This window comes from Rhodanobacter sp. FW106-PBR-R2A-1-15 (genome assembly GCF_058789735.1).
The window spans coordinates 111,459-135,556 of the sequence record NZ_JBYTEM010000003.1; the positions used below are offsets into that span (position 1 = coordinate 111,459).

The 24,098-nt window shown below is 68.4% G+C and carries 25 protein-coding genes; 13 read left to right on the forward strand and 12 right to left on the reverse strand.

All coding sequences use genetic code 11. The annotated features are described in order from the left end of the window. Positions 1–2: 2 nt before the first annotated feature. The 10 genes from AC3WTD_RS02895 to AC3WTD_RS02940 form a co-directional block, all read right to left on the reverse strand. The gene (locus AC3WTD_RS02895) at positions 3–410 is read right to left on the reverse strand and encodes a DUF3293 domain-containing protein (protein WP_492612858.1); all 408 of its coding nucleotides are present in this window, start codon (positions 408–410) and stop codon (positions 3–5) included. Continuing rightward, positions 403–1,905: an FAD-dependent oxidoreductase gene (locus tag AC3WTD_RS02900; RefSeq protein ID WP_492612859.1), complete on the reverse strand. Its 1,503-nt coding sequence runs from the start codon at positions 1,903–1,905 to the stop codon at positions 403–405. The genes AC3WTD_RS02895 and AC3WTD_RS02900 overlap by 8 nt, the downstream gene beginning before the upstream one ends. Positions 1,906–2,098: 193 nt before the next feature. Next, complete coding sequence (locus tag AC3WTD_RS02905; RefSeq protein ID WP_492612860.1) at positions 2,099–3,646, reverse strand: M4 family metallopeptidase; 1,548 nt, start codon at positions 3,644–3,646, stop codon at positions 2,099–2,101. Between the two features lie 190 nt (positions 3,647–3,836). Then, on the reverse strand, positions 3,837–4,598 hold the full coding sequence (gene phbB, locus AC3WTD_RS02910; RefSeq protein WP_492612861.1) for an acetoacetyl-CoA reductase: 762 nt from the start codon (positions 4,596–4,598) through the stop codon (positions 3,837–3,839). Between the two features lie 111 nt (positions 4,599–4,709). Beyond that, entirely contained in the window at positions 4,710–5,207 is a 498-nt protein-coding gene (phaR, locus tag AC3WTD_RS02915) for a polyhydroxyalkanoate synthesis repressor PhaR (protein ID WP_027493883.1), read from the reverse strand. Between the two features lie 94 nt (positions 5,208–5,301). Beyond that, on the reverse strand, positions 5,302–6,864 hold the full coding sequence (locus AC3WTD_RS02920; protein ID WP_492612862.1) for a DHA2 family efflux MFS transporter permease subunit: 1,563 nt from the start codon (positions 6,862–6,864) through the stop codon (positions 5,302–5,304). An 8-nt stretch (positions 6,865–6,872) separates the two neighbouring features. Then, on the reverse strand, positions 6,873–8,081 hold the full coding sequence (locus tag AC3WTD_RS02925; RefSeq protein WP_492612863.1) for an HlyD family secretion protein: 1,209 nt from the start codon (positions 8,079–8,081) through the stop codon (positions 6,873–6,875). Continuing rightward, on the reverse strand, positions 8,068–9,543 hold the full coding sequence (locus tag AC3WTD_RS02930; RefSeq protein ID WP_492612864.1) for an efflux transporter outer membrane subunit: 1,476 nt from the start codon (positions 9,541–9,543) through the stop codon (positions 8,068–8,070). The genes AC3WTD_RS02925 and AC3WTD_RS02930 overlap by 14 nt, the downstream gene beginning before the upstream one ends. A gap of 11 nt (positions 9,544–9,554) precedes the next feature. Continuing rightward, on the reverse strand, positions 9,555–10,079 hold the full coding sequence (locus tag AC3WTD_RS02935) for a MarR family winged helix-turn-helix transcriptional regulator (protein WP_027491852.1): 525 nt from the start codon (positions 10,077–10,079) through the stop codon (positions 9,555–9,557). A gap of 234 nt (positions 10,080–10,313) precedes the next feature. After that, positions 10,314–11,099, reverse strand: a complete 786-nt coding sequence (locus AC3WTD_RS02940; RefSeq protein WP_492612865.1) for a TatD family hydrolase — start codon at positions 11,097–11,099, stop codon at positions 10,314–10,316. A gap of 158 nt (positions 11,100–11,257) precedes the next feature. Between AC3WTD_RS02940 and AC3WTD_RS02945 the strand changes: the two genes are divergently transcribed. Together AC3WTD_RS02945 and AC3WTD_RS02950 are read left to right on the forward strand one after the other, a co-directional pair. Further along, a complete protein-coding gene (locus tag AC3WTD_RS02945; protein WP_492612904.1) occupies positions 11,258–11,839 on the forward strand; it encodes a glycine zipper 2TM domain-containing protein in 582 nt (193 codons plus the stop codon). Positions 11,840–11,864: 25 nt separating this feature from the next. Then, on the forward strand, positions 11,865–12,365 hold the full coding sequence (locus tag AC3WTD_RS02950) for an outer membrane lipoprotein (RefSeq protein WP_027491854.1): 501 nt from the start codon (positions 11,865–11,867) through the stop codon (positions 12,363–12,365). Positions 12,366–12,528: 163 nt separating this feature from the next. On the opposite strand, the gene AC3WTD_RS02955 is transcribed toward AC3WTD_RS02950, so the two are convergent. Together AC3WTD_RS02955 and ygfZ are read right to left on the reverse strand one after the other, a co-directional pair. Further along, positions 12,529–12,963 (reverse strand): cell wall hydrolase, encoded by a 435-nt coding sequence (locus AC3WTD_RS02955; protein ID WP_492612866.1) that lies wholly within the window; start codon positions 12,961–12,963, stop codon positions 12,529–12,531. 476 nt (positions 12,964–13,439) lie between these two features. Further along, positions 13,440–14,243, reverse strand: coding sequence for a CAF17-like 4Fe-4S cluster assembly/insertion protein YgfZ (gene ygfZ, locus AC3WTD_RS02960; protein ID WP_492612867.1), 804 nt, complete (start codon positions 14,241–14,243; stop codon positions 13,440–13,442). Positions 14,244–14,373: 130 nt separating this feature from the next. Here ygfZ and AC3WTD_RS02965 point away from each other — a divergent pair, with 130 nt between their 5' ends. The 11 genes from AC3WTD_RS02965 to AC3WTD_RS03015 all read left to right on the forward strand — a co-directional run bounded on the left by AC3WTD_RS02965 (position 14,374) and on the right by AC3WTD_RS03015 (position 24,089). After that, a complete protein-coding gene (locus tag AC3WTD_RS02965) occupies positions 14,374–14,541 on the forward strand; it encodes a DUF1674 domain-containing protein (RefSeq protein ID WP_081666553.1) in 168 nt (55 codons plus the stop codon). Between the two features lie 87 nt (positions 14,542–14,628). Then, positions 14,629–15,021, forward strand: coding sequence for a succinate dehydrogenase, cytochrome b556 subunit (gene sdhC / locus AC3WTD_RS02970; protein ID WP_027491857.1), 393 nt, complete (start codon positions 14,629–14,631; stop codon positions 15,019–15,021). Then, the gene (gene sdhD, locus AC3WTD_RS02975; RefSeq protein WP_027491858.1) at positions 15,018–15,431 is read left to right on the forward strand and encodes a succinate dehydrogenase, hydrophobic membrane anchor protein; all 414 of its coding nucleotides are present in this window, start codon (positions 15,018–15,020) and stop codon (positions 15,429–15,431) included. The genes sdhC and sdhD overlap by 4 nt, the downstream gene beginning before the upstream one ends. 4 nt (positions 15,432–15,435) lie before the next feature. Next, positions 15,436–17,223, forward strand: coding sequence for a succinate dehydrogenase flavoprotein subunit (gene sdhA / locus AC3WTD_RS02980; RefSeq protein WP_027491859.1), 1,788 nt, complete (start codon positions 15,436–15,438; stop codon positions 17,221–17,223). Between the two features lie 21 nt (positions 17,224–17,244). After that, positions 17,245–18,027, forward strand: coding sequence for a succinate dehydrogenase iron-sulfur subunit (locus tag AC3WTD_RS02985; protein WP_492612868.1), 783 nt, complete (start codon positions 17,245–17,247; stop codon positions 18,025–18,027). A gap of 103 nt (positions 18,028–18,130) precedes the next feature. Beyond that, positions 18,131–18,379 carry an FAD assembly factor SdhE gene (locus tag AC3WTD_RS02990; RefSeq protein ID WP_008434632.1) on the forward strand — a complete coding sequence of 83 codons (249 nt, stop codon included), beginning with the start codon at positions 18,131–18,133 and terminating at the stop codon, positions 18,377–18,379. Then, complete coding sequence (locus AC3WTD_RS02995) at positions 18,351–18,788, forward strand: protein YgfX (RefSeq protein WP_492612869.1); 438 nt, start codon at positions 18,351–18,353, stop codon at positions 18,786–18,788. The genes AC3WTD_RS02990 and AC3WTD_RS02995 overlap by 29 nt, the downstream gene beginning before the upstream one ends. Before the next feature lie 97 nt (positions 18,789–18,885). After that, positions 18,886–20,127, forward strand: coding sequence for a lipoprotein-releasing ABC transporter permease subunit (locus AC3WTD_RS03000; protein WP_027491863.1), 1,242 nt, complete (start codon positions 18,886–18,888; stop codon positions 20,125–20,127). Between the two features lie 7 nt (positions 20,128–20,134). Then, a complete protein-coding gene (gene lolD, locus AC3WTD_RS03005) occupies positions 20,135–20,833 on the forward strand; it encodes a lipoprotein-releasing ABC transporter ATP-binding protein LolD (RefSeq protein ID WP_492612870.1) in 699 nt (232 codons plus the stop codon). A 200-nt stretch (positions 20,834–21,033) separates the two neighbouring features. Beyond that, positions 21,034–23,334: a DNA internalization-related competence protein ComEC/Rec2 gene (locus AC3WTD_RS03010; RefSeq protein ID WP_492612871.1), complete on the forward strand. Its 2,301-nt coding sequence runs from the start codon at positions 21,034–21,036 to the stop codon at positions 23,332–23,334. Between the two features lie 92 nt (positions 23,335–23,426). Further along, a complete protein-coding gene (locus AC3WTD_RS03015) occupies positions 23,427–24,089 on the forward strand; it encodes a MotA/TolQ/ExbB proton channel family protein (protein WP_492612872.1) in 663 nt (220 codons plus the stop codon). Positions 24,090–24,098 lie beyond the last annotated feature (9 nt).

Below are 24,098 nucleotides of genomic sequence, written 5' to 3' on the forward strand. Positions count from 1 at the left end.
GGTCAGTCCAGCAGCCGCAGCAGGGCGGCGCCACTGGCTTCGCCATGCACGTAGGCCAATTGCCCATGGGCGCGGGCCAGCCGGTCCAGGGTGCGGGCGTCCGCCCCGATGGCGAACAGGCTGGGTTCACTCCAGCCGGAGGTGCCCACCCCGATGGCCGGGCGGACGTCGACGCCGGGCTGCTCCTGCAGCGCGGCCAGCAGTTCGCGCTGGGCGACGAGGTTCTCCGCCGGCGGGCGTCGGCGCGCCTGCGGATTCCATGCCGTGATGAAAGCCCACGGGCGCGAACCGACCGCGTCAGCGAGTTGGGCCGGCAACGGCAGGTCTACGCGGATCGTCGCCCACGTCACGGCGTCCAGGCAGACGTGGTAGGCGGTGGCGCGGAACGCCTCGAGCAGGGCCTCATCCATGGCGCAGTCTCGGCAGCGGTTCCAGTTTCGCCTGGAACAGCCGCCCCGCGGCGTCGAGGTCGACGGCCGCCGCGTTCGGCGTATCGCGCAGCAGCTGTTCCAGCAAGCGGTCCTGCGCACGGCCGCGTTCGAGCGCGTAGGCGTAGGGCACATGGGTGAAGGTCACCAGCCGGTAGCGCGCCATGTAATGGCCCGGAATGCGCGCGGCCAGCGCGCTGCCCAGTTCGCGCTTGGCCAGGTAGCGCGGGTCGGCCACCGAGTCGCGCATCTCCACGTAGTTCTCCAGCGCCATCGCGGCGATCGCGTCGGCGTTCGGCTGGCGCACGCGCTGGAATTCGGCGAACACCCCGGCGCTGTCGTCCGGCGCCGCGGCCAGCAGGTCGGCCAGCACCACGGTGTCCTCGAAGCCGCAGTTCATGCCCTGGCCGTGGAACGGCACGATCGCGTGCGCGGCGTCGCCGATCAGCAGCGCGCGGCCGTCCAAGTGCCAGCGTTCGAGGTACAGCGTGGACAGCGTGCCCACTGGATGGCTGTCGAAATCCTCGTCGAAGCGCGGGATCAGCGGCAGCAGGTCGGGGAAGTCGGTGGCGAAGAAGGTGCGCGCTGCCGCGATGTCAGGCAACGCCGCGAAGCTCGGCGCGGCGCCCTGCGCCGGCAGGAACAGGGTGACGGTGAAGCTGCCTTCGGCATTCGGCAGCGCGATGCACATGTAGCCGCCACGCGGCCAGATGTGCAGCGCGTGCGGCTCCAGCGCGAACTGCTCGCGGCCGCTGCCCTGCTGCTGCAGCGCCGCCGGCAACTCGCCGGCCGGCGGGATCTCCAGCTCCTTGTAGCCGTGGCCGAGCGATTCGATGCGTTCGCCCAGCGGCGCATGTGCGTTCATCGCCGCGCGCAGCGCGGAGCCGGCGCCGTCGGCGCCGATCAGCAGGCCAGCGTCCCGTTCGCGTTCCGTGCCAGCTTCGTCGGCGAGCCGGATGCGCTGCTGCCCGAAATCGGCGCCGGTCAGCGACTGGCCGAAGTGGAAGCGCACGCCGGCGGTCTCGGCCGCGTCCAGCAGCAGCATGTTCAGCGCGCCGCGCGAGACCGACCAGATCACCTCGCTGTCGTCCACGCCGTAGCGCTGCAGCGCGCTGCGGCCGTCGCGGTCGTGCACCATGCGCCCGCGCATCATCACCGCCCGCTGCAGCACGTCGTCGGCCAACCCCGCCGTACGCAGCGCCTGCAGGCCGCGCTCGGCCAGCGCCAGGTTGATCGAGCGGCCGCCGCCCATGGATGGGCCAGTGCTGCGGGCGCAGGCGACGGCAGGGATGCCGGAGGTAGAGCGATGTCGGGAGCGATTGCCGAATGCGCTGGAGCAGCCGCCCAGAAAGCCTGCGCGCCGCGGATCGGGCCGTTTCTCGAACACCTCGACCGCGAAACCGCGCCGCGCCAGCTGCTGCGCCAGCAGGGTGCCGACCAGGCCGCCGCCGATGAGGGTGATGGGTTGCTGCGCCATGCTGCGATCCGTAGAAGGAGTCCGCACACTGTTCCGCAAGCGCCGCGGGACTGCAATCCCGGGCAGGCCGTTCCGTGTCAAAGGAGCGCCATGGGGAGTGGGCTGCGCCGGGCGGATCCCGCATGGAGGCTGCAGCAAAAGAGAAGGGCCGGCCCAGGTGGGCCGGCCCTTGGGTCACGCACTTGCGGGCTGCTTACTTGCAGGTCACGCCGACGGCATTGAACGCCGCCGTCACGTCGCTGCGGGTGTAGGCGTAGTCGACTGCCGCGGTTTCCACGCCGCAGGCACCGGAGTTGAACGTGGAGGTGGCCGTCCAGTACATCGCATTGGCGCGCGCAAACACCTCGAAGGCTTTTTTCGTATTCCAGTTGGTGGTCTTCGCCAGCGTGCAGAACGCCTTGTTGTAGACGCCGCTGGAATAATGCACGTCCATGGAGCTGGTGAAGTTGGCGGCGTTGTCGATCGAGCGGCCGTCCTGGGTCGGCGTGCACATCCAGCGCAGCGCGGTGCCGGTCTTCATGATGTCGGCGCCGACCAGCCAGTCGTTGCCGCCGCGGTCATAGAACTCGGCCGCTTCGCCGGCCATGTCCGAGAACGCCTCGTTGATGCCGCCGGACTGGCCGGAGTACTGCAGGTTGGAGTGCTGCTCGGTGAAGCCGTGGCTGACTTCATGGCTGGTCACGTCCAGCGAGGTCAGCGGATAGAAGTAGCTGGCGCCGTCACCGAAGTTCATCGACGAGCCGTTCCAGAACGCGTTCTCGTAGTTGCGGCCGTAATGCACGTTCATCACCAGCGAGAAGGTCAGCGGCGGCGCGCCGAGCCAGGTGTTGTACATGTCGTGCACGACGCCGCCGAAATGGTGCGCATCGTTGATCGGCGAATAGGCGCCGTTCACGCCGTCGCCGCTGCTGTTCGGGCAGATGAAGCTCCACAACGTACCCGTGCGCGTGCTGCCGGCCATGTTGTTGGTCTTCACGTTCGTGTTCTGCATGTAGCAGGTGGAACCGGACTGGGTGACCGCGAGCGAGGCGTAGTTGGTGCCGTAGAAATACTGGCCGGTCTTCAGGTTGCCGCCGGCGCCGGTGGCGAGCGCGGGCGTGCCGGTGACGGTGCCGCCGCCCGGCTTGCCCTTGGTGGTGAGGCCTTCCCAGGCCTGGATCACTTCGCCGGTGTTGGCGTCGATGATCGCCATCGGGCGCGTCGGGCCGTTGCCGCGGTCGACGAAGAACGAGCTGAGGTAGGCAAGGCGGGCGCGGTTGCCCTCGGCATAGACGTACAGATCGTTCTTCGCGTTCTGGATGTCGCTGTCCTGGATGCCGTTGACGCCGATGCCAAGCGGCAGCAGGCCGGCGTGTTCGCGCAGCAGGGCGGTGGCGCGGGCACCATTGATGGCGGGGGCGACCGACGCGACGTCGTGGCTGATACCGCGAGAAATTTCGCCGCTGACGCCGAGCACGCTGCCGCTGCCGTCGCGTTCCACCACGACCTGGCGGCCGTACACGGGTACGCCGCGGAAAGTCTGTTGCTCGCGGGTCTTGAAGGTCCCGTGGGCGGTCCGCGCCTGCAGGCGCGGCGACAACGAGGCGTCGGCTTCCAGGCCGATGCGGCTGGCCAAGGCGGCAGGCGCGATCTGGCCCATGGATTGGGCCTGGACGCGGGTATGCGTGGCGGCGCCGGCGTCGGACATGGCGGCCAGGCCGAAGGCGCCCAGCAGCGCCGCGGCGAGTGGTTTGTGCATCATCTGTGTTTCCCCTCCTCATGATTGGAAAGACGCACCCGCTGGGTGCGTCTTGCGGTCCGGTATGCGAGAAGTCCCCCCAGGACGGCAACCGGATCGCAGGAAATTACGGCCAAGGCCGGTCCGCGTCAATGCAGCCGGTCGACGTTGGCGGCGGCCGGCGGCGTGGCGGCGCGGGTTCCGACCGGCCGGCTCAGAAGCTCATGAAGTAGCCGCCGTTCACCGGCAGGTTGGCGCCGGTGATGTAGCCGGCGTCGTCGGCGGCGAGGAAGGCCACGGCGCGGGCGATGTCGGCGGGCGAGCCGAGGCGGCCGACCGGAATGGCGGCAATGATCTGCGCGCGGATCTCGTCCGGTACCGCGGCCACCATCGGGGTGTCGCAGTAGCCGGGCGAGACGGTGTTGACGGTGACGCCCTTGCGCGCGGTCTCGCGCGCCAGCGCCATGCTGAAGCCGTGTACGCCGGCCTTGGCGGCGGAATAGTTGGTCTGGCCGAACTGGCCGGTCTGGCCATTCACCGAGCTGATGTTGACGATGCGGCCGAAGCCGCGCGCGGTCATGCCCTCGACCACTTGGCGGCACATGTTGAACACGCCGTCCAGGTTCACCTGCAGCAGCTCGTGCCACTGCTGCGGGGTCATCTTGCGCAGACTGGCGTCGCGGGTGATGCCGGCGGCGTTGACCAGGATGTCGATGCCGCCGTGCTGCTGTTCGACCCGTTCGACCAGTTGTCGGCAGCCGTCGAAGTCGCTGACGTCGACCGGCTCGAACGCGATGGCGCCGCCGAAGTCGGCGAGCTCATCGTGGAACGCGGCCACGCGCTCCGCGCGCGAAGCCAGGTCCAGCGCGATCACCTTGCGCCCGGCGCGGGCCAGCTGACGGCAGATTTCCGTGCCGAGGCCGCCGATGCCGCCGGTGACCAGGGCGAGGCGTGAAGAAGGGTTGGTGCGAGTCATGTTCGGGGTCATCGGTGTGCCATGCCGCATGGCAGCACGTGCTGTGCTGCAGCGACCAGAATGGGGTGCAAACGAACGGCGCGCCGAAGCGCGCCGTGGGAGTCAGGTGCCTCAGCCGGATTTCTTGCCGCTGCGGCTGGGCGCCGCCGGGGTGGGCATGACCTTGGCGGCGGTGTCCATCAGCCCCCGCTGCAGCGCCTGGAATGCGGCGAGGTTGCGTTCGGTGAGATCGTTCAGCGTGTTCCAGGGGGTTTGCCCCATCAGGCTGTTGAGCTGGCTGCGGAACTGGTTCTGCTGGTCGAGGAAGACCTGCAGGCTGCGCTCCAGGTAGGGGCCCATGAAGCCCTGCAGCGAGTCGCCGTAGAAGCGGATGATCTGGCTGAGCAGCTGCGGCGACAGCATCGGCTGCCCCTTGTCCTCATGCTCGGAGATGATCTGCAACAGCACCGAACGGGTCAGGTCCTCGCCGGTCTTGGCGTCGCGGACCTCGAAGTCCTCGTTGTCCAGGACCAGCTGGCGGACCTCTTCCAGCGTGATGTAGCTGGAGATCTCCGTGTCGTAGAGACGCCGGTTTGGATACTTCTTGATGGTGCGCTTTGCTTGTGCCATGCGGCGCACGCTAGCAGAAGATATTGCGCCGCACCAGCCAGTGGCGGATTTTCATGCTGCGGCCATCGGCCGCAGCATTTCCAGAGCAGGCTGTTCAATGACCGACCGCGCCGCCGGTGCTGCCGAACGGCGGTTTGGCGAACCACAGCAGCGGGATCAGCAGCATGAACAGGATCGCGCTGGCCCAGAACACGTCGTTCACCGCCAGGGTCAGCGCCTCGCGCGTCAGCAGCCGATCGATCAGGCCCAGGCTCTGGGTGTGCGACAGCCCGCCGTGCGTCAGCTGACCGAGGAACCCGGTGGTGGCCGGGTGGCCCGGGCTGACGTACTCGGTGAGGCTGGCGTGGTGCGAGTCGCCGCGGTGCTGCCACAGCGTCACCATGACCGCGGTGGACACGCTGGAGCCGATCGTGCGGCAGAAGTTGGCCAGGCCGGTGGCGCTGGCGATCTGCTCCATCGGCAGGCCGGACAGATAGACCTGGTTCAGCGGGATGAAGAAGCACGGGATCGCCAGACCCATCACAAAGCGTGGCACCACCAGGGCGGCGAACGAGGCCGAGCTGTCGAAGGTGGAGAACCAGTAGGAGGTGCCGGCGAACACCAGGAACGAAAACGTCACCACTGCGCGCAGGTCCAGCCGGTGCATGTTCTTGCCCAGCACCGGCGCGATCAGGAACGCCAGCACGCCGACCGGCGCGGTGGCCAGGCCGGCCCAGGTGGCGGTGTAGCCCAGGGTGATCTGCAGCCACAGCGGGAACACCACGTTGATGCCGAAGAACGCGAACATGCCCAGCGACAGGCTGACCACGCCCACCGTGAAATTGCGTTGCCGGAACAGCGACAGGTCGACCACCGGGTGCTTCGCGTGCAGCTCCCACACGATCAGGAAGGTGATGCAGACCAGCGCGGTGAGGCCCAGCACCAGGATCATCGGCGAGGCGAACCAGTCGTGGTCATTGCCGTTGTCCAGCATGAACTGCAGCGCGCCCACACCGACCACCAGCAGGGCCAGGCCGATCATGTCGATCGGTGCCTTGTAGGTCTTCGTTTCGCGCTTGCGCAGCAAACCCCAGGTGACCACGGCCGCCGCCAGCCCGACCGGCAGGTTGATGAAGAAGATCCACGGCCAGGAGAAGTTGTCGGTTAGCCAGCCGCCCAGGATCGGGCCGAAGATCGGCGCCACCACCACGGTCATCGCCCACAGCGCCAGCGCGATGCCCTGCTTTTCCTTCGGATAGTTCGACAGCAGCAGGGTCAGCGACAGCGCCACCATTGGGCCGGAGCCGGCGCCCTGCAGCAGGCGGCCGATCACCAGCACCGGCATGCTGGTGGCCAGGCCGCACAGCATCGAGAAGATCACGAACAGCAGCACCGAGCCGACGAAGGTCTTCACCTCGCCGAAGCGGCGCGCCAGCCAGCCGGTCAGCGGCTGCATGATCGCGCTGGCCAGCGCGTAGGAGCTGATCGTCCAGGTGCCTTCGCTGGGGCTCACGCCAAGGCTGCCGGCGATGTGCGGCACGGAGACGTTGACGATCGTCATGTCCAGCACCTCCATGAAGGTGCTGAACGCAACGGCGATGGTGAGCAGCGCCAGTGGACCGCCATGCAGCGGCTGCAGCGGGGCGTCGGGTGCGGCGTCGTTCGGCGTGGCGGCCATGCTGAGGCTCAGTTCGCGGCGGTGCTGCGGGGCAGGTTGGCGCGGATGATCTGCTCCGCTTCCGCGTCGGCCTGGCTGGCCATCTGGTCGTAGACCTTGGTCTGCGCCACCGGCTGCTGCGTCGGCGCGCTGGCCAGTACGCTGCCCTGGTCATGGCGGATGTCGACGGTGACGTCGGTGGACAGGCCGATGCGCAGCGGATGCTGGTCCAGTTCCTGGTTGTCCAGCGCGATGCGCACCGGCACGCGCTGGACCACCTTGATCCAGTTGCCGGTGGCGTTCTGCGCCGGCAGCAGCGAGAACACGCTGCCGGTGCCGGCACCCAGGCCGACCACCTTGCCGTGGTAGACGGCATCGCTGCCGTACAGGTCGGAGACGACCTTCGCCGGCTGGCCGATGCGGATGTGGCGCAGCTGGCCTTCCTTGAAGTTGGCGTCGATCCACAGGTCGTGCAGCGGCACCACGGTCATCAGCTGCTGGCCCGGCTGCACGCTGTTGCCCAGCTGCACGCTGCGCTCGGCCACGTAGCCGGACACCGGTGCGTAGATCGCGTTGCGCTGCGCGGCGACCCAGGCGGCGCGGAAATTCGCGCGGGCCTGCAGCACCACCGGGTTCTGCGCCACGTCGGTACCCTCGATCGCGGCGTGCGCCGCGGCGGACTGCGCCTCGGCGGCGTTCACCGCCGCGTTCGCCTGCTCCACGCCGTCGCGCAGATGCTGCACGATCTCCGGCGATTCGGCCTGGGCGGCGATCAACGGCAGGCGGCGCTGCAGGTCCGCCTCGGCCTTCTTCAGGTCGAGCTTCGCGGCAACCACCTGGGCGTCGGCACTGCTCGCCGAGCTGGTCTGCTGGCGCACGCCGCGCACGGCCTGGGCCAGTGTGCTGCGCGCCTGCGCCAGGCGGGTGTCGGCATCGGTGCTGTCCAGTTTCACCAGCACCTGGCCGGCCTCGACGCGCTGAGTGTCGTCGGCGAGGATCGCCACCACGGTGCCTGGCACCTGGGCCGAGATCGCCACCTGGTTGCCGCCGACGTAGGCGTTGTCGGTCTTCTCGCGGGTGGAGAACACGAAGAACCACAGCAGGAACCAGCCCAGCGCGGCGAGCACGAAGATGCCGGTCACCACCAGCAACGAGCGGCGGCGCTTGGCCGGGTCCTTCGCGGCCATGCCGCTGTCGTTGGCCTCGGCGGAGGACTTGGCGGATTCAGTGGCGCTCATGGTGGGCGGCTCCGGCGGTAACGGAAGAGGGGGTGGCGGCATCGTCGGTGCTGCGGTAGCCGCCGCCGAGCGCCTTGATCAGGGCCAGGTCGGTGCTCACCGCCTGCGCCTGCAACTGGGTGGCGGCGTCGCGTTGCAGCAGCAGCGCGGCTTGCGCGCCGAGGCTCTCGCGCAGGTCGCGCACGCCCTGACGGGCCCGCGCCTGTGCGTTCGCCAGCAGACGCTGGTCGGCGTCCAGCTGAGCCTGCTGTTCGCGCTGGCGCGCGGCAAGCTGTTCGGCGCCCAGCGCCTGCGTGGCTACCTCGCGCGCGGCGGCCAGCACGGTGCTGTCGTACTGCGCCACGGCGGCGTCGAGCTGGGCCTTGCTCACGCCGTAGTTCGCCTCGAGCGCACCGCCAGTGAAGATCGGCAGATGCAGCGCCGGGGTCAGCTCGAAGGCGCGGCTGCCGGCGGTGAGCAGCTTGCCCATGTCGATGCTGGACAGACCGGCCAGAGCGGTGATGCTGATGTCGGGAAAGAACTCGGCGCGCGCGGCGTCGGTCTGCTTCAGCGTTGCCTCGACCTGCCAGCGGCTGGCGGCGATGTCGGGGCGGCGCGCGATCAGGTCCAGCCCGCCGTTCGCCGGCACGCCGCGCTCGATCGTCGGCAGCGGCCGCGGCTGCAGCTCGGGCAATTCGGCCGGCGCCACGCCGAGCAGCGAGGCCAGTGCGGCGCGGCGGATCTGCGCCGAGCCGTCGAGCGCCACGCGTATCTCGCGCACCGCGGCCAGCTGGGCCTGGGCCTTCTGTGCTTCATCGGGCAGGTCCACGCCCTGGTGCACGCGCAGCTCGGCGATATCGGCGAACTGCTGTTGCGTGGCCAGCAACCGGTCGGCCAGCTGCAGCCGCGCCTGGTCGGCCTGCCAGCCGAAGTAGGTATCGGCGATGGCGTACTGGATCGCCAGCGCGGCGGCGCTGTGCTGCGCTTCGGCGGCGCGCGCCTGGTCCAGTACGGCTTCCATCGTCGCGCGCTTCTTGCCCCACCAGTCGAAGTCGTACCGCAGCTGCACGCCGAGGTCGGCCTGGTTGTACCAGCTGAAGCCGAGGAACTGGCTCGGGATCAGGCCGTGATCGCTCAGCCGCTCGCGCGTCACCTGCGCGCTGCCGTTGACCGTGAGCCCGAGCTGCGCGGCGGCCAGCTTCGCCGACTGCTCGGCGTTGCGCACGCGGCTCTGCGCCAGCGCCAGGTCCGGTGATTCCCGCATGGCGCGCTCGATCAGCGCGTCCAGCTGCGGGTCGTCGTACTGGCGCCACCATTGGGCGGCCGGCCAGCCGGCGCGGGTGGGAGCCTGCAGGCCGGCCAGCGGCACATCGTCGCGCAGCACGGGCTGGCCGAGCCTGGCAGGCGCGGCGGCGCAGCCGGCCAGCGCCAGCGCCAGCGCGGCGGCCAGCACCGCGCGACCGCGGAGCGGGGCGTGATTCATCGGGGTTTCCTTCATGGGAGGCGGCTCTCGCCCAGTTGGCCAAGATTGCCGGCCAGCTTGCGCAGCAACCGATCAAGATGGCGTTTGTCGGTATCGCTGAAGCCGGCAAACATGATGGCGATGCGGGGAAACATCGGCGGCAGCATCTTCTGCACGAAACGCCGCCCGGCCGGGGCAATGCGGATCAGCACGCGGCGGCGATCCTCCTCGCTGACGCCACGGGTGATCAGCCGGCGCTTGACCAGCGCGTTCGCGATGCGGGTCATGTTGGTGGCGCCCTGCGAGGTGTACTCGCACAGCTCGCCCGGCGTGGAGCTGCCGTCCGGGCGGCTGTACAGGATCATCAGGGTCAGGAACTCGCTATGGTTGAGCTTGTGCGGCTTCAGCTTGAACTCGAGCTCTTCCTCGATGTGGTTGCCCAGCATCAGCATCAGCCGGCACAGCCGCGCTTCGCTGGCCGGCATTTGCGGGATGATCCGGCTGATCCGGCCGATGCCTTCGTCCATCAGCGCGATGCAGTTTGTCAGACGCGCCATTTCACTGACTCATATTTCACCAGTGAAATAAAAACTAGCAAACCTGGGCTGTCGCTGGCAAGTGACGGATGGCCTATGCGTCGGAGCTTGAGAAGAAAACCACCTCCTGTGGTTTTCTTCTTGTCGCAAGTCCGTTGCACGCCCGGACTCGCTCGCATGAAACAGTCACTGGCGTGACTGTTTCATGTCCGGCCATCGATGGCCGGTCTGAGAGGTCGAAAAATCCGCAAGCTCTCAGCCGAGCCCGAACAGGCGACGGGCGTTGGCGCTGGTGGTGGCGGCGATCTCCGCTTCCGGCGCATCGCGCAGCGTCGCGATGCAGCGCAGGACTTCGATCACATGGGCCGGTTCGTTGCGCCCGCCGCGGTGGGTAGCGTCCGGCTGGTCCGGGGCGTCGCTCTCCAGCAGCAGGAATTCGATCGGCATGCGCGCCACGATCCGGCGCAGGCGCTGCGCTCGCTCGTAGGTCACCGGGCCGCCGATGCCGAGCTGAAAGCCCAGCTCCCACAACTGGTGCGCCTGCTGCTCGCTGCCGGAGAAGCTGTGCACCACGCCGCGCCGGTTGCCGCTGCGGCGCAGGGTTAGGATGACTTCCTCCAGCGCACCGCGGGCATGCACGATCACCGGCAGGTCATGCTCGCGGGCCAATTGCAGCTGGCGCGAGAAGCAGTGTCGCTGCAGCTCGCGGTCGGGAGTGTCCAGGTGGAAGTCCAGGCCGATCTCGCCGACCGCCATCGGACGGTTTTCGTTCAGCCAGGCGGCCAGCGCATCGACCTGTTCCGGCGCGTGCGCGGTCAGGAACAGCGGATGCAGCCCGTAGGCGGGGTAGGCACCGGCGTGGCGGGCGCAGAGCTGGCGGATCCGCGGCCAGCTTGGGGCGTCGACGGCGGGCACCACCAGCGTGTCGACGCCGTTGCGGCGGGCGCGTTCGACGACCGCCTCGCGGTCGCCGGCGAACGCCTCGTCGTCGAGGTGCACGTGGCTGTCGACGAGCGGGTACGGGTTGCGTTTTTCGTGCACTGGCAGAGGGTCCCGCGTGGCTGGCGTGAAGATAATGTAACGAGCGTGAGCTAGCTGCGATTCAGTTGGACAACCGTTCAATGGCCACGCAGGTATTTGCGCCGGTGCCGAGGGGCATCCCGCCATGTCGCCAAACAAAAACGGAGGAGAGGATCGTGATGAACAGGTTGACAGCCAATGTACTCAATGTCGCCATCGCGGCGGTACTCGCGACTGGCCTATCGGCCTGCAACCGCAATGCGGATGCGGGCGCTTCCAATGCCTCTGCCGACGCGGGCGGCAGCGCGGACGCCAGGGTCAAGTATGCCAAGGTGGTCAGCGTCGACCCGGTGCGTTCGACGGTGAACAATCCGAAACAGGTCTGCCATGACGAGACGGTCACGCACACCACGCCGCCGACGGACGAGAACCGCATTGCCGGTACCGCGATCGGCGCCGTCGTTGGCGGCCTCGTCGGCAACCAGGTCGGTGGCGGCAAGGGCAAGACGCTGGCCACGGTGGCTGGTGCGGTCGGCGGCGGCTATGCCGGCAACCGCATCCAGGCCAGCCGCCAGCATGCCCAGGTCAGCTCGACGGTGGAGCGCAAATGCGAAACCGTCAACAACACCAGCAGCAAGATCGTCGGTTACGACGTCCGTTATGAATACAACGGCGTCACCCGCACTGTGCGGATGGATCATGACCCGGGCGACCGGGTGCAGGTGCAGGAAGGCGTGACGGCTGTGTCCGACGCCCACTGAAGCAACCCCGGAGAGGAACGAACCCATGAATGCACTGACCAGCAAATTCGCCATGGCCGCCGCAATGAGCGTTGGGCTGGCCCTCGGCGGCTGCGCAACCTCGCCGTATGGCAATGACGGCAACTACAACCGCGGCTATCAGGGACAGAGCGGTTACGGTCATGGCGACCGCAGTGTGCGCTGCCAGGCCTGCGGCGTGGTGCAGGAAGTGCAGCAGGTCTACCTCGACGGCGGCAGCGGCAATGGCGGCACGCTGGGCGCGATCATCGGCGCGGTGGCCGGCGGGGTGCTCGGCAACACGGTCGGCAAGGGCGATGGCCGCAAGGCCGCCACCGTGGCCGGCGCGGTGGTCGGTGGCGTCGTCGGCAACCAGGTCGGCAAGCGCAACAGCGGCAGCGACGTCGCCTGGCGCATCGTGGTGCGACTGGACGACGGCCAGTACGCCACGGTGACCCAGCGCGAGAACCCCGGCGTCCGCAGCGGCGACTATGTCGAGGTGCGCGGCGATCATGTCTATGCGCGCTGAGTAGTTCGCGTACGGACGTCTGGACGTCCAAATGAAAAGGCCCTCGCAAGAGGGACTTTTTCGTTCATGCGGTCACAAGCGGTCGCTGAATTGTTCGGAAGTGCAGCCAGGGAAGGCCGCCCATTGGACTCTCGCGATCATGGATGACCGCAAGGACTGATCCTCAGTTCACCGCGTAGAACGCATGCTCGCCGATGGTCACGCTGGGGCGGTTGTGCGACCAGGCCGGCGAGACTGCAGTCGAGGCGAAGTGGTCGGCGCGCGGCACCAGTATGCGGCGCTGCGCCACCGGCAGTTGCCAGTTCTGGATCGACATGCCGGCCACCTGCCACGCCTTGCCGAAGGCTTCCAGGTTGGTGATCTCGAACGAGCCGGGTGTGGTCGTGGTGGCGAATTGGTGAGGTGAGCTCACCACCTTGCACACGGTGTTGCCCCAGCGGCCGCGGTCGCGGCGACGCAGCGCCACTTCCGCCACGGCGAGCTGACCATTGGTCGACTCGCTGCGCGCCTCGAGGTAGACAGTGGTGGCCAGGCAAGCCTGGTCGGCGGCGGGCTGGGGCATCAGGGTCGTCAGCCACAACAGCATGGAAAGTTTCATGGTTCTGCCTCCAACGTGCTGTACGCGCGAAGCAGACCGCGGCTTCGAACGCCGTTGCGGTGGACGGGCGGGCAGGCCGTTCCACCTGGATCAATCGCCATGGCCGAAACTTGTGGCCGTGACGCTTTGCCACGGGAATGTGGCGGGTCGAGCGGCAGGTCATGCCGATCGGGGGAGCTTGATGTTGTCGGGCGTTGCGCGGCCGTTCGGCCGTGTTGCCTTCGACTACGACGCACTCGTTGGCTGCGAGGCGGTGTTCCATCCGGCGTTGTTTCTGCCGGGTCGCGCCGATTCGGATTCTTCCGGTTCGTCGCGTGTATCGGCACCCCGTGTTCCGGGTGCCGCGATATTCGATCGGCGGAGCCTAGTGGCGGAATTCGCCGCTGGCAAGTGCCGCGGGTGCGAAGTTCAGTCGACGCTCACGATCCGTTGACGAGTGCTGTACGCGCGATTCACCTGCGTCGACAGTCCATCGTTCACGCTGGCCACGACGTGATGATGCCGAGCACGAGATCATCGTCGAATGGCTGCGGATGCGCGCTGGAAAGCTGCGCCGCGATGTCGTCGGCAAGTACGACGAGCGCTTCGTTGCCGTCGTTCGTCGCGACCACGTCGAGCACGCAACCGACCACGCGCCCGTCACGATGCAATGCGTTGCCGGCGGTCGTTGCTTGCGACAAAGTGACGCGATGCAGGTGGCGTTTGTGGCCGCCGCGAAAATGCAGCCGCGCGACGATTTCCTGACCCGGGTAACAACCCTTGTCGATGGTGACGGCCTGCAGACGATGCAACGACAGGGCCGGCGGCAACAACTCGCCCAGCAAAGGCGTCGGCAGCCACGGCCAGCCTGCATGCAATTGCGGCAGTCGCCACGCGTCGTCGCCCGCACCGACGGCGCTGATGCGCAGGCTGTGCGTGTCGCCACCAAGCGACACGCTTTCGCCGCCGTCGATGACCGCATGCAGCGGCAATGCCGGGCCGGTGGCGAGCGCGCGCGGCGGCAGCGCCGTCACGGTAAGTTTCGCGCGGAACACGAAGCGACGCAGTGCATCGGCCATCGTCGCGGCATCGCCTCCACGCAGCAGCAGCAGGTAACGCTGGTCGGCGAGCCGGGCCAGATGGAACAGTGCGCGTACGCGCCCCTGCGGATCGAGCCATGCGCTGAATTGCCAGTGGCCGGTGGCGAGCGAATTGATGGCGCTGCTGAATTGCGCCTGCGCAAAAGCCGGCGCGTCGTGGCCTTCGAGCAGCAGGGTTTCGGCGGGAAGATGTGTCGGCATGAGGTTGGCGCAGCTGGGGGCAGGCGGATCGGGGCACAAGTGGTGACGCGATGATTCCGTGGCGTCGACGCGGTGTGCATGGTTGTACTGCATTGCTGCAAGTATTAACCTTTACCGGCTTTCAAAAACCATGTCCGATACCTTCTCTCCAGCCGAATCCACACCAGTTTCCGTTCCGGCGGAAACGACAGCCGTGCCTGCGGGCCCGGCAGCGGACAAGGCGTCGGAGGAGCGACCGGCTCCGGATCCCACGCGTTACGGTGATTGGGAAAAGAACGGACGCTGTATCGACTTCTGAACGGTCGCGCGACGCATGTCGTCGTCGCGTATCAGGACAGGGGAAGGTGCGGCATGAGCACCAGCGATTCCACACAGGATAGCCGCCATGGCAGATACGCAACGACCGCTCTCCCCGCACCTGCAGGTTTACAGGTGGCAGATACAGATGGTGACCTCCATCCTGCATCGCGCCACCGGCATCGCGCTGGCCATCGGCACTCTGCTGGTGGTGTGGGGGCTTCTGGCGCTGGCCTCCGGTGAGGCGACTTTTGCGCAGTTCAGGATCTGCATCGGCAGCCCGCTCGGCCTGATCCTCCTGCTGGGTTGGAGCTGGGCGCTCAGCTATCACCTGTGCAACGGCATCCGCCACCTGGTGCAGGACACCGGCGCAGGCTACGCGATCCCGCAGTTCGTGCGTTCGAGCTGGTTGTCGGTGGTTGGCAGCGTCGTGCTGACGGTCGTCATCTGGGCCTTCGTACTGATTGGGGGTGTGGCATGAACCTGCGCGTGGGTACCGACGACGTGCGCAGCCAGCTGCGCCATCCCATGAAGTTTGCGCGTGGCCTTGGCTCGGCGCAGCACGGTGCGGATCACTGGTGGGTGCAGCGCGTCACCGCTGCCGCGCTGATTGCGCTCGGCCTGTGGTTCCTGGTCACCGTGCTCTCGCTGCTGCACGCCGACTACGCCTCGGCGAAGGCCGCGGTGGCGAAGCCGTGGAATGCGTTGCTGCTGATTCTGTTCGTGGTCACCGCGTTCTGGCATGCCGTGCTCGGCCTACAGGTGGTGATCGAGGATTACGTGCACACCCGCTGGAAGGAAGTGGTGCTGCTGGTGGCGATCAAGTTCCTCGCGGTGCTGGGCGCGCTTGCGGGCGTGCTGGCCGTGCTGCGCATCGCATTGGGAGTCTAAGACCGTGGAAAGCTACAAGATCCAGCAGCACAAGTACGACGTGGTGGTGGTCGGCGCCGGCGGCGCCGGCCTGCGCGCCACCTTCGGCCTCGCCGAGAAGGGCCTCAAGGCGGCCTGCGTCACCAAGGTGTTTCCCACCCGCTCGCACACCGTGGCGGCGCAGGGCGGCATTGCCGCCGCGCTCGGCAACATGGGCGAGGACGACTGGCGCTTCCACTTCTACGACACCGTGAAGGGTGGCGACTGGCTGGGCGACCAGGACGCGATCGAATACATGTGCAAGAACGCGCCGCAGTCGGTGATCGAGCTGGAGCACTACGGCGTGCCGTTCTCGCGCACCGAGGACGGCCATATCTACCAGCGCCCGTTCGGCGGCATGACCACGCACTACGGCAAGGGCACCGCGCAGCGCACCTGCGCCGCCGCCGACCGCACCGGCCACGCCATCCTGCACACGCTGTACCAGCAGGCGCTGGCGCATGACGCCACGTTCTTCGTGGAGTACTTCGCCACCGACCTGATCTTCGACGAGGAAGGCGTCTGCCGCGGCGTGCTGGCGCTGGACATGAACGAGGGCACGCTGCACGTGTTCCGCGGCCAGGCCGTGGTGCTGGCCACCGGCGGCTACGGCCGCGCCTATTTCAGCGCCACCTCGGCGCACACCTGCACCGGCGACGGCGGCGGCATGGTGCTGCGCGCCGGCCTGGCGTTGCAGGACATGGAGTTCGTGCAGTTCCATCCCACCGGCATCTACGGCGCCGGCTGCCTGATCACCGAGGGCGTGCGCGGCGAAGGCGGCTACCTCACCAATTCCAACGGCGAGCGCTTCATGGAGCGCTATGCGCCCAGCGCCAAGGACCTGGCATCGCGCGACGTGGTCAGCCGGGCCATCACCATCGAGATCCGCGAAGGCCGCGGCGTGGGCGAGCACAAGGACCACGCCTTCCTCAACCTGATGCATCTGGGCGCCGAGGTGATCCACGAGCGGCTGCCGGGCATCGCCGAGTCGGCGCGCATCTTCGCCGGCGTGGACGTGACCCGGGAGCCGATCCCGATCCTGCCCACCGTGCACTACAACATGGGTGGTATTCCCACCAACTACCACGGCGAAGTGGTGCAGAAGAAGGGCGACGACATCGACGCCGTGGTGCCGGGCCTGTTCGCCATCGGCGAGGCAGCCTGCGTGTCGGTGCACGGCGGCAACCGCCTCGGCTCCAACTCGCTGCTCGACCTGGTGGTGTTCGGCCGCGCGGCGGCGCATCGCTGCGCCGAACTGATCCAGCCCGGCGCCGCGCACAAGGACCTGCCGGCCAGCGCGCTGGACAAGGCGCTGGCGCGCTTCGATGGCTTGCGCCACGCCAACGGCGAGCTGCCCACCGCGCAGATCCGCCTCGACATGCAGCGCACCATGCAGGCGGACGCCGCCGTGTTCCGCACCGGCGAGACACTGAAGGAAGGCTGCACGAAGATCGACAAGGTGCACGACTCGTTCAAGCAGGTGAAGGTCAGCGACCGCTCGATGGTATGGAACTCCGACCTGATCGAGACGCTGGAGCTGGCCAACCTGCTCGACCAGGCGGTGGCCACCATGCACTCGGCCGAGCAGCGCCCGGAAAGCCGCGGCGCCCACGCGCGCGAGGACTTCCCCGAACGCAACGACGCCGAGTGGATGAAGCACACCCTGGTGAAGGTGGACGAACGCGGCAAGACCAGCTTCGACTACCGCCCGGTGCACATGTTCACCCTGACCGACGAGGTCGAGGTGGTGCCGCCGAAGAAGCGCGTTTACTGATACCCGGACTGGAGAGCCACTGTGGCAGAGTTTTCGCTACCCAAGAATTCCAAGATCCAGCCGGGCAAGCACTGGCCGGCGAAGGACGCGAAGAAGCCGCGCACCTTCCGCATCTACCGCTGGAGTCCGGACGACGACCAGAACCCGCGCATCGACACCTACGAGGTCGACCTGGCCGCGTGCGGCCCGATGGTGCTGGACGCGCTGCTGAAGATCAAGAACGAGATCGACCCGACGCTCACCTTGCGCCGCTCCTGCCGCGAGGGCATCTGCGGTTCGTGCGCGATGAACATCGACGGCACCAACACGCTGGCGTGCATCTGCGCGATCGACAAGATGGCCGCGGGCGACGTGAAGATCTACCCGCTGCCGCACATGCCGGTGGTGAAGGACCTGGTGCCCGATCTCACCCACTTCTACGCGCAGTACGCGTCGATCAAGCCGTGGATCCGCACGCAGAGTGCGATGCCCGACAAGGAGCGCCTGCAGTCGCCGGAGGACCGCAAGAAGCTCGACGGCCTGTACGAGTGCATCCTGTGCGCCTGCTGCTCCACCAGCTGCCCGAGCTACTGGTGGAACGGCGACAAGTACCTGGGCCCGGCGATCCTGCTGCAGGCCCAGCGTTGGATCGTCGACTCGCGCGACGAAGCCACCGGCGAACGTCTGGACGACCTGGAAGACCCATTCAAGCTGTATCGCTGCCACACCATCATGAATTGCACGCGCACCTGCCCGAAAGGCCTCAACCCGGCCAAGGCGATCGCGGAGATCAAGAAGCTGATGGTGGAGCGCCGCTCGGCCTGAGCACGCTGCCCACGCCGGCAAGCGACAGGCCGCCATGCGCGGCCTGTCGCGTTCTGGCGCAACGGCTACACTTCGCATGCATGGATAACGACCGAGCCTGATGATGGATGAAGCACGCATCAAGCGCCTGCGCTGGCGCGCCCGCCGCGGCACCCGCGAGCTGGACGCCCTGTTTGGCGGCTGGCTGGACGATCGCTTTGCCGGCGCCGACGAAGCGCAGCGGCAGGCATTCGACGAACTGCTCGACGTGCAGGATCCGGACCTGTGGGACTGGGTGATGGGCCATGCGCGTCCGCAGCGGGCGGACTGGCAGGCGATCATCGATGACATCCGCGCCCGCCATCGGCTTTGAGTACCGGCCGTCGCGATGGCTGCGGCGGGCCCTGCTGCTGGTCGCGGCGCTGGCCCTGCTCGCGGTGGCGCTGAGCGCGCTGCCGACATGGCTGGAACTGCTGCTGGCGATGCTGGTGGTGCTGACGACCTGGCAGGCGCTGCGCCGCATGAACAGCAGCCCGGTGGTGGCGGCCGGCTGGAGCGCCGAGCATGCCTGGAGCTTGCGCCTGCACGATCATGTCGACCTACCGGCCACGCTGGCCTCGTTCCGCGTGCTCGGCGGATTCGTGCTGCTGCGCCTGCATACGGCGGAGCGCGGCATGCAGGTGCTGTTGCTGGGGCCGGACAACAGCGACACAGACATCCGCCGGCGCCTGCGCATGCGACTGGCCACGGTCCAGCCGGGCGAGGCGCTGCCGCGACTGTGAGCGGCCGGCAACTTTGCTGCCGCAGCACGGTCCGAGCGAATGCCCGATAATGGGCGACCGGGCGGCCCGCCCTGCAATTCCCACCAGCGACCCGCCCATGTTCCGACCGCTCGAACTGTTCATCGGCCTGCGCTACACCCGCGCCAAGCGGCGCAACCAGTTCATCTCCTTCATCTCCACCGTGTCGATCGTGTGCATCGCGATCAGCGTGATCGCGCTGATTACGGTGATGTCGGTGATGAACGGCTTCGACTACCAGATGCGCTCGCGCATCCTCGGCGCGATCTCGCATGCCACCGTGTCCGGCGTCGGCGAGAGCGTGCAGGACTGGTCGCGCGCGCTGAAGATCGCCGAGGCGAATCCGCACGTGCTGGGCGCCGCGCCTTACGTGGAGAGCGAGGCGATGCTGCTGGCGCGGCGCTCCAGCGGCGCGCTGGTGCGCGGCGTGGAGCCGGCGCAGGAGCCGAAGGTCGTCGACATCGACAAGCACATGCTCGAGGGCAAGCTCGATCAGCTCACCCCGGGCAGCTGGAACATCGTGCTGGGCCGCGAACTGGCGATGACGCTCGGCGTCACCGTGGGCGACCGCGTCACCATGGCGGTGCAGCAGCTGCGCGCCACGCCGATGGGCAGCGTGCCGCGCATGCGCGTCTTCCACGTGGTGGGCACGTTCGAGCTGGGCATGGAGCAGTTCGACTCCGGCCTGGCGCTGGTCAACATGGGCGACGCCGAGAAGCTCAACGACCTCAGCGGCCCTACCGGCATCCGGCTGAAACTCGACGACCTGTTCAACGCCCGTCCAGTCGCGCGCGAGCTGGCCGACCAGCTCGGCCAGATCTACCGGGTGCAGACCTGGATGGACACCAATGCGAACCTGTTCGCCGCGCTGTCGATGGAAAAGATGGTGATGTTCATCATCCTGTCGCTGATCATCCTGGTCGCGGTGATCAACCTGATCTCCATGCTGATGATGCTGGTCACCGACAAGCAGGCCGACATCGCGATCCTGCGCACGCTCGGCGCCACCCCGCGCAGCATCATGGGCATGTTCATGGTGCAAGGCGTGCTGGTGGGCTTCGTCGGCATCGGCTTCGGCGTCGGCTTCGGCTCGCTGCTGTCGTGGAAACTGCCGGGCATCATCAAGTGGATCGAGCACACCTTCCACGTCACCTTCCTGTCGCCGGACGTCTACTACATCAGCGAGGTGCCGAGCCGGTTGGACTGGTACAACGTGGGCTGGACCGCGCTGCTGACCTTCGCGTTCTCGCTGCTGGCCACCCTCTATCCCGCATGGCGCGCCTCGCGTACGCAGCCGGCGCAGGCGTTGCGCTATGAATAAGGCCGTCATGAAACCCGCGACCGAACACGTGCTGCGCGCCAGCGGCGTCGCCAAGACCTACGCCGAAGGCGGCCTGCGCACCGAGGTGTTGAGCGACGTCAGCTTCACCCTGAAGCGTGGTGAGACGATGGCGATCGTCGGCGCCTCCGGTTCGGGCAAGAGCACCTTGCTGCACATCATCGGCGGACTCGACACGCTCACCGCGGGCGAGGTGGAAGTGGATGGCCGCGTGCTGTCGAAACTGTCCGACGCCGAGCGCGGCCGCGTGCGCAACCGCTCGCTCGGCTTCATCTACCAGTTCCATCACCTGCTGCCCGAGTTCACCGCGCTGGAGAACGTGTGCATGCCGCTGCTGATCCGCGGCACCTCGATCGCGCAGGCGCAGAAGCAGGCGGTCGCGCTGCTGGAGCGGGTCGGGCTGGGTGGGCGCGCGCAGCACAAACCGTCGGAGCTGTCCGGCGGCGAGCGCCAGCGCTGCGCGGTGGCGCGCGCGCTGGTGACCCGACCGGCCTGCGTGCTCGGCGACGAGCCGACCGGCAACCTCGACGAGGGCAACGCCGCGCAGGTCTACGCGCTGATGCTGGAACTCAACCGCGAGATCGGCACCAGCTTCGTGCTGGTCACCCATGATCCGCAGCTGGCGGCAAAGATGGACCGCACCCTGGTGCTGCACAACGGCGTGCTGCAGGAAAGCCCGAAAGCCTGACGCTCGGCTCCTCACCCCTGCGAACGGGAGGCCGGCGTGCGCGAAGGATCAAGTGCGACCCCTCCCTGACCCTCCCCTGCTGCGCAGGGGAGGGGATCCGGCGGGCACACTTTCCGGCCTGCGCCTACGCGTTTTTCATCCGCATCGCGTCACGCGTCACGTTAGGCTCGGCTTCTTCCAGGAAGGGACGGGCCGGCGGCATGACGCGAACGACGGCAATCATGGCGGCGCCGGCCTTGCTGGCCGGCGTGCTGCTGGTGCAATGGTTGCCGCAATTACCGCCGTCCTGGTGCCTGGGCTTGCTGTTGCTGATGGCCGCAGGGCTGGCCTGGCGCTGCCCGCGCTGGCGCTGGCTGGCCTGGCTGCTGGCCGGCATCGCCTGGGCGGCCTGGCGTGGTGGTCTGGCGATGGACGCACGCCTGCCGCGGGCGCTGGAAGGGCGCGATCTTGCGGTCATCGGCACGATCGCCGAGTTGCCACTGGCGCAGCCGGACGCCAGCCGCTTCACCTTTAAGGTGGAGCAGGCCACGCTGGACGGCCAGCCGGTTGCGCTGCGCGGCCGCGTCACCGTGGCCTGGTACGAGGATGCGCCGCCGCTGCGGCCGTGCTCGCGCTGGCGGCTGTCGCTGCGCCTGAAGCGGCCGCGCGGGCTGCTCGACCCCGGTGGCGCCGACAGCGAGCGTTCGGCGCTGGAGCGCGGCATCGTCGCCACCGGCTACGTCCGCGACGATCCGGACAACGCGCCGCTGGCCGTCGCGCGCTGGTGCGTCGACGGCGTGCGTGACGCGGTGGCCCGCGGTATCGCGGCGCGCGTGCGCGACCGGCATGATGCGGCCTTGCTGCAAGCGTTTACGGTTGGCGACACGCGCGGGCTGCAGCAGCGCGACTGGGCGGTGGCGCGCGCGAATGGCGTATCGCATCTGATCGCTATTTCCGGCTTCCACGTCGGCGTGGCGGCCGTATTCGGGGTGGGGCTGGCCTGGCTGGTTTACGCGTTGTGGCCGCGGCTGGGCCTGCGCCTGCCGCGGGTGCAGGCGCAGGCCGCCGCGGCGTTGCTGGTGGCCGCGCTGTACAGCGCGCTGGCCGGCTTCGGCTTGCCCACGGTGCGCACCCTGCTGATGATCGCGGTGGTAACGCTGGCGCGCTGCAGCCGCCGCGGCGCGAGCGGTGCGCATTCGCTGGCGCTGGCGCTGATCACGATCCTGCTGGCCGATCCGCTGGCGGTGCTGGCGGCCGGCTTCTGGCTGTCGTTCGTGGGCGTGGCGTTCCTGATGCTGTGCCTGCAGTCGCGCGGCCGCGGCCTGCGCGCGTTTCTGCACGAGTTGTCGGCCGGGCAGCTGCTGATGACGGTGGCGCTGCTGCCGCTGACCCTGTGGTTCTTCGGCCAGGCCTCGCTGGTGGGCGCCTTGTCCAATCTGGTCGCGGTGCCGCTGGTCAGCTTCGTGATCGTGCCGTGCGCCTTGTCCGGCATGCTGCTGCTCGGCCTGTGCCCGCCGCTGGCCGCGCCGGTGCTGTGGCTGGCGGCGCGCATTGCGCACGCGCAATGGTGGCTGCTGGAGCAGATGGCCGGTTGGCCCGGCGCGCAGTGGTACCTGCCGGCGGTGCAGGCGCATGCGCTGCTGCTGGCCGTGCTCGGTGCGCTGTGGCTGTTCCTGCCGCGTGGCGTGCCACTGCGCTGGCTTGGCCTGCTGCTGTTCCTGCCGCTGCTGTGGCCGCCGAACCCGTCGCCGCCGGAGGGTGCGTTCAAGGTCTGGGTGCTCGACGTGGGGCAGGGCCAGTCCGTGCTGCTGCGCACCCGCAGTCACGTGCTGGTGTACGACGCCGGCGCGCGCTACCCGTCCGGCTTCGACCTGGGCGAGGCGGTGGTGCTGCCGTCGATCCATGCGTTGGGCCTGGGGCGGGTCGACATGCTGATGGTCAGTCACGGCGACAACGACCATGCCGGCGGTGCCGAGGCGGTGGCGAAGGCGTTTCCGCGGGCGTCGCGCTACGCCGGCGAGCCGTCGCGGCTGCACCTGCCGATGCAGCAGTGCGTGGCCGGTCAGGCGTGGCAGTGGGACGGCGTGCGCTTTCGCGTGCTGAACCCGGCTCCCGGCGCGGGTGACCGCGACAACGACAGCTCCTGCGTGCTGCTGGTCGAGGGCGGCGGCGGACGCCTGCTGCTGACCGGCGACATCAGCTCCGCGGCCGAGCCGCAGGTGGCGGCGGCGCTCGGCGCGGGGCCGCCGACGGTGCTGCTGGTACCGCATCACGGCAGCGGGACCTCATCCGGCGCCGCCTTCATCGCCGCCGTGCGGCCGCGTCTGGCGCTGGTGTCGGCGGGTTGGCGCAACCGCTTCGGCCACCCCAGGGCGCAGGTGCTGTCGCGCTACGCCGACGCGCAGGTGCCGGTGTTCGACACGGCCCGGCAGGGCGCGATGGCGCTGGATTTCTCCGCCGACGCGCCGCCGCGGCGCGAGCCAGGCTGGCGTCAGCGACAGGCGCGCTACTGGCGCGAGTGAGCCGCGGCGGGGAATGCCACGCGTGCCGCAGTACGACGGGGCGACGCTGCTATCATGCGCGCTCCTGTCAGGTCGCGCGTCGGGGTCGAAAAGTGCTGGAAATTCTGCTGGCTGGCGGCTGGGCGATGGTGCCCATCCTGATCTCCTCGGCGATTGCCCTGGCGATCGTGCTGGAGCGTTGCTGGACGCTGCGCCGCAAGTCGGTGCTGCCACCGGGCCTGGGTGACGAGGTGCGCCAGTGGGTGCGCTCCGGCCAGCTCGACCCGCAGCATCTCGAGAACCTGGCCAACGGCTCGCCGCTGGGCGAACTGCTGGCCTCCGCCCTGGTGGTGCGCCGGCAGTCGCGCGAGCTGATCAAGGAGCGCATCGAGGACACCGGCCGGCACGTGGTCCACCGGATGGAGCGCTACCTCAACACGCTCGGCACGATCGCGCTGATCGGCCCGCTGCTGGGCCTGTTCGGCACGGTGATCGGCCTGATCCGCATGTTCATGGAAGTGATGGCCGGCGGCATCGGCGATCCGGCCCGGATGGCCGGCGGCATCGGCGAGGCGCTGATCTGCACCGCGACGGGCCTGACCGTGGCGATTCCCGCCTACGTGCTGCACCGCTACTTCCGCTCGCGCGTGGCCGGCTACCGCATAGAGATGGAAAAGCAGGCCACGGCGCTGCTCGATGAGCTGACCCTGGCCCCAGCTGCAGCCACCGCGCCGGTGCGTCCGCGGCGCGCGCCGGCAACCCCGAGCGTGGGCTGAGGCGCACCG

Bases quoted from the DNA above. Each gene is read 5' to 3' on its own strand.
- AC3WTD_RS02895 (WP_492612858.1), bottom strand. From the start codon at position 410: ATGGATGAGGCCCTGCTCGAGGCGTTCCGCGCCACCGCCTACCACGTC.
- AC3WTD_RS02950 (WP_027491854.1), top strand. From the start codon at position 11,865: ATGAATGCACTGACCAGCAAATTCGCCATGGCCGCCGCAATGAGCGTT.
- AC3WTD_RS02955 (WP_492612866.1), bottom strand. From the start codon at position 12,963: ATGAAACTTTCCATGCTGTTGTGGCTGACGACCCTGATGCCCCAGCCC.
- AC3WTD_RS02920 (WP_492612862.1), bottom strand. From the start codon at position 6,864: ATGGCCGCCACGCCGAACGACGCCGCACCCGACGCCCCGCTGCAGCCG.
- AC3WTD_RS03010 (WP_492612871.1), top strand. From the start codon at position 21,034: ATGACGCGAACGACGGCAATCATGGCGGCGCCGGCCTTGCTGGCCGGC.
- AC3WTD_RS02930 (WP_492612864.1), bottom strand. From the start codon at position 9,543: ATGAATCACGCCCCGCTCCGCGGTCGCGCGGTGCTGGCCGCCGCGCTG.
- AC3WTD_RS02990 (WP_008434632.1), top strand. From the start codon at position 18,131: ATGGATGAAGCACGCATCAAGCGCCTGCGCTGGCGCGCCCGCCGCGGC.
- phaR (WP_027493883.1), bottom strand. From the start codon at position 5,207: ATGGCACAAGCAAAGCGCACCATCAAGAAGTATCCAAACCGGCGTCTC.
- AC3WTD_RS02900 (WP_492612859.1), bottom strand. From the start codon at position 1,905: ATGGCGCAGCAACCCATCACCCTCATCGGCGGCGGCCTGGTCGGCACC.
- AC3WTD_RS02925 (WP_492612863.1), bottom strand. From the start codon at position 8,081: ATGAGCGCCACTGAATCCGCCAAGTCCTCCGCCGAGGCCAACGACAGC.
- AC3WTD_RS02965 (WP_081666553.1), top strand. From the start codon at position 14,374: ATGTCCGATACCTTCTCTCCAGCCGAATCCACACCAGTTTCCGTTCCG.
- ygfZ (WP_492612867.1), bottom strand. From the start codon at position 14,243: ATGCCGACACATCTTCCCGCCGAAACCCTGCTGCTCGAAGGCCACGAC.
- AC3WTD_RS02995 (WP_492612869.1), top strand. From the start codon at position 18,351: ATGACATCCGCGCCCGCCATCGGCTTTGAGTACCGGCCGTCGCGATGG.
- AC3WTD_RS02945 (WP_492612904.1), top strand. From the start codon at position 11,258: ATGAACAGGTTGACAGCCAATGTACTCAATGTCGCCATCGCGGCGGTA.
- sdhD (WP_027491858.1), top strand. From the start codon at position 15,018: ATGAACCTGCGCGTGGGTACCGACGACGTGCGCAGCCAGCTGCGCCAT.
- AC3WTD_RS02905 (WP_492612860.1), bottom strand. From the start codon at position 3,646: ATGATGCACAAACCACTCGCCGCGGCGCTGCTGGGCGCCTTCGGCCTG.
- AC3WTD_RS02935 (WP_027491852.1), bottom strand. From the start codon at position 10,079: ATGGCGCGTCTGACAAACTGCATCGCGCTGATGGACGAAGGCATCGGC.
- sdhC (WP_027491857.1), top strand. From the start codon at position 14,629: ATGGCAGATACGCAACGACCGCTCTCCCCGCACCTGCAGGTTTACAGG.
- phbB (WP_492612861.1), bottom strand. From the start codon at position 4,598: ATGACTCGCACCAACCCTTCTTCACGCCTCGCCCTGGTCACCGGCGGC.
- AC3WTD_RS03000 (WP_027491863.1), top strand. From the start codon at position 18,886: ATGTTCCGACCGCTCGAACTGTTCATCGGCCTGCGCTACACCCGCGCC.
- lolD (WP_492612870.1), top strand. From the start codon at position 20,135: ATGAAACCCGCGACCGAACACGTGCTGCGCGCCAGCGGCGTCGCCAAG.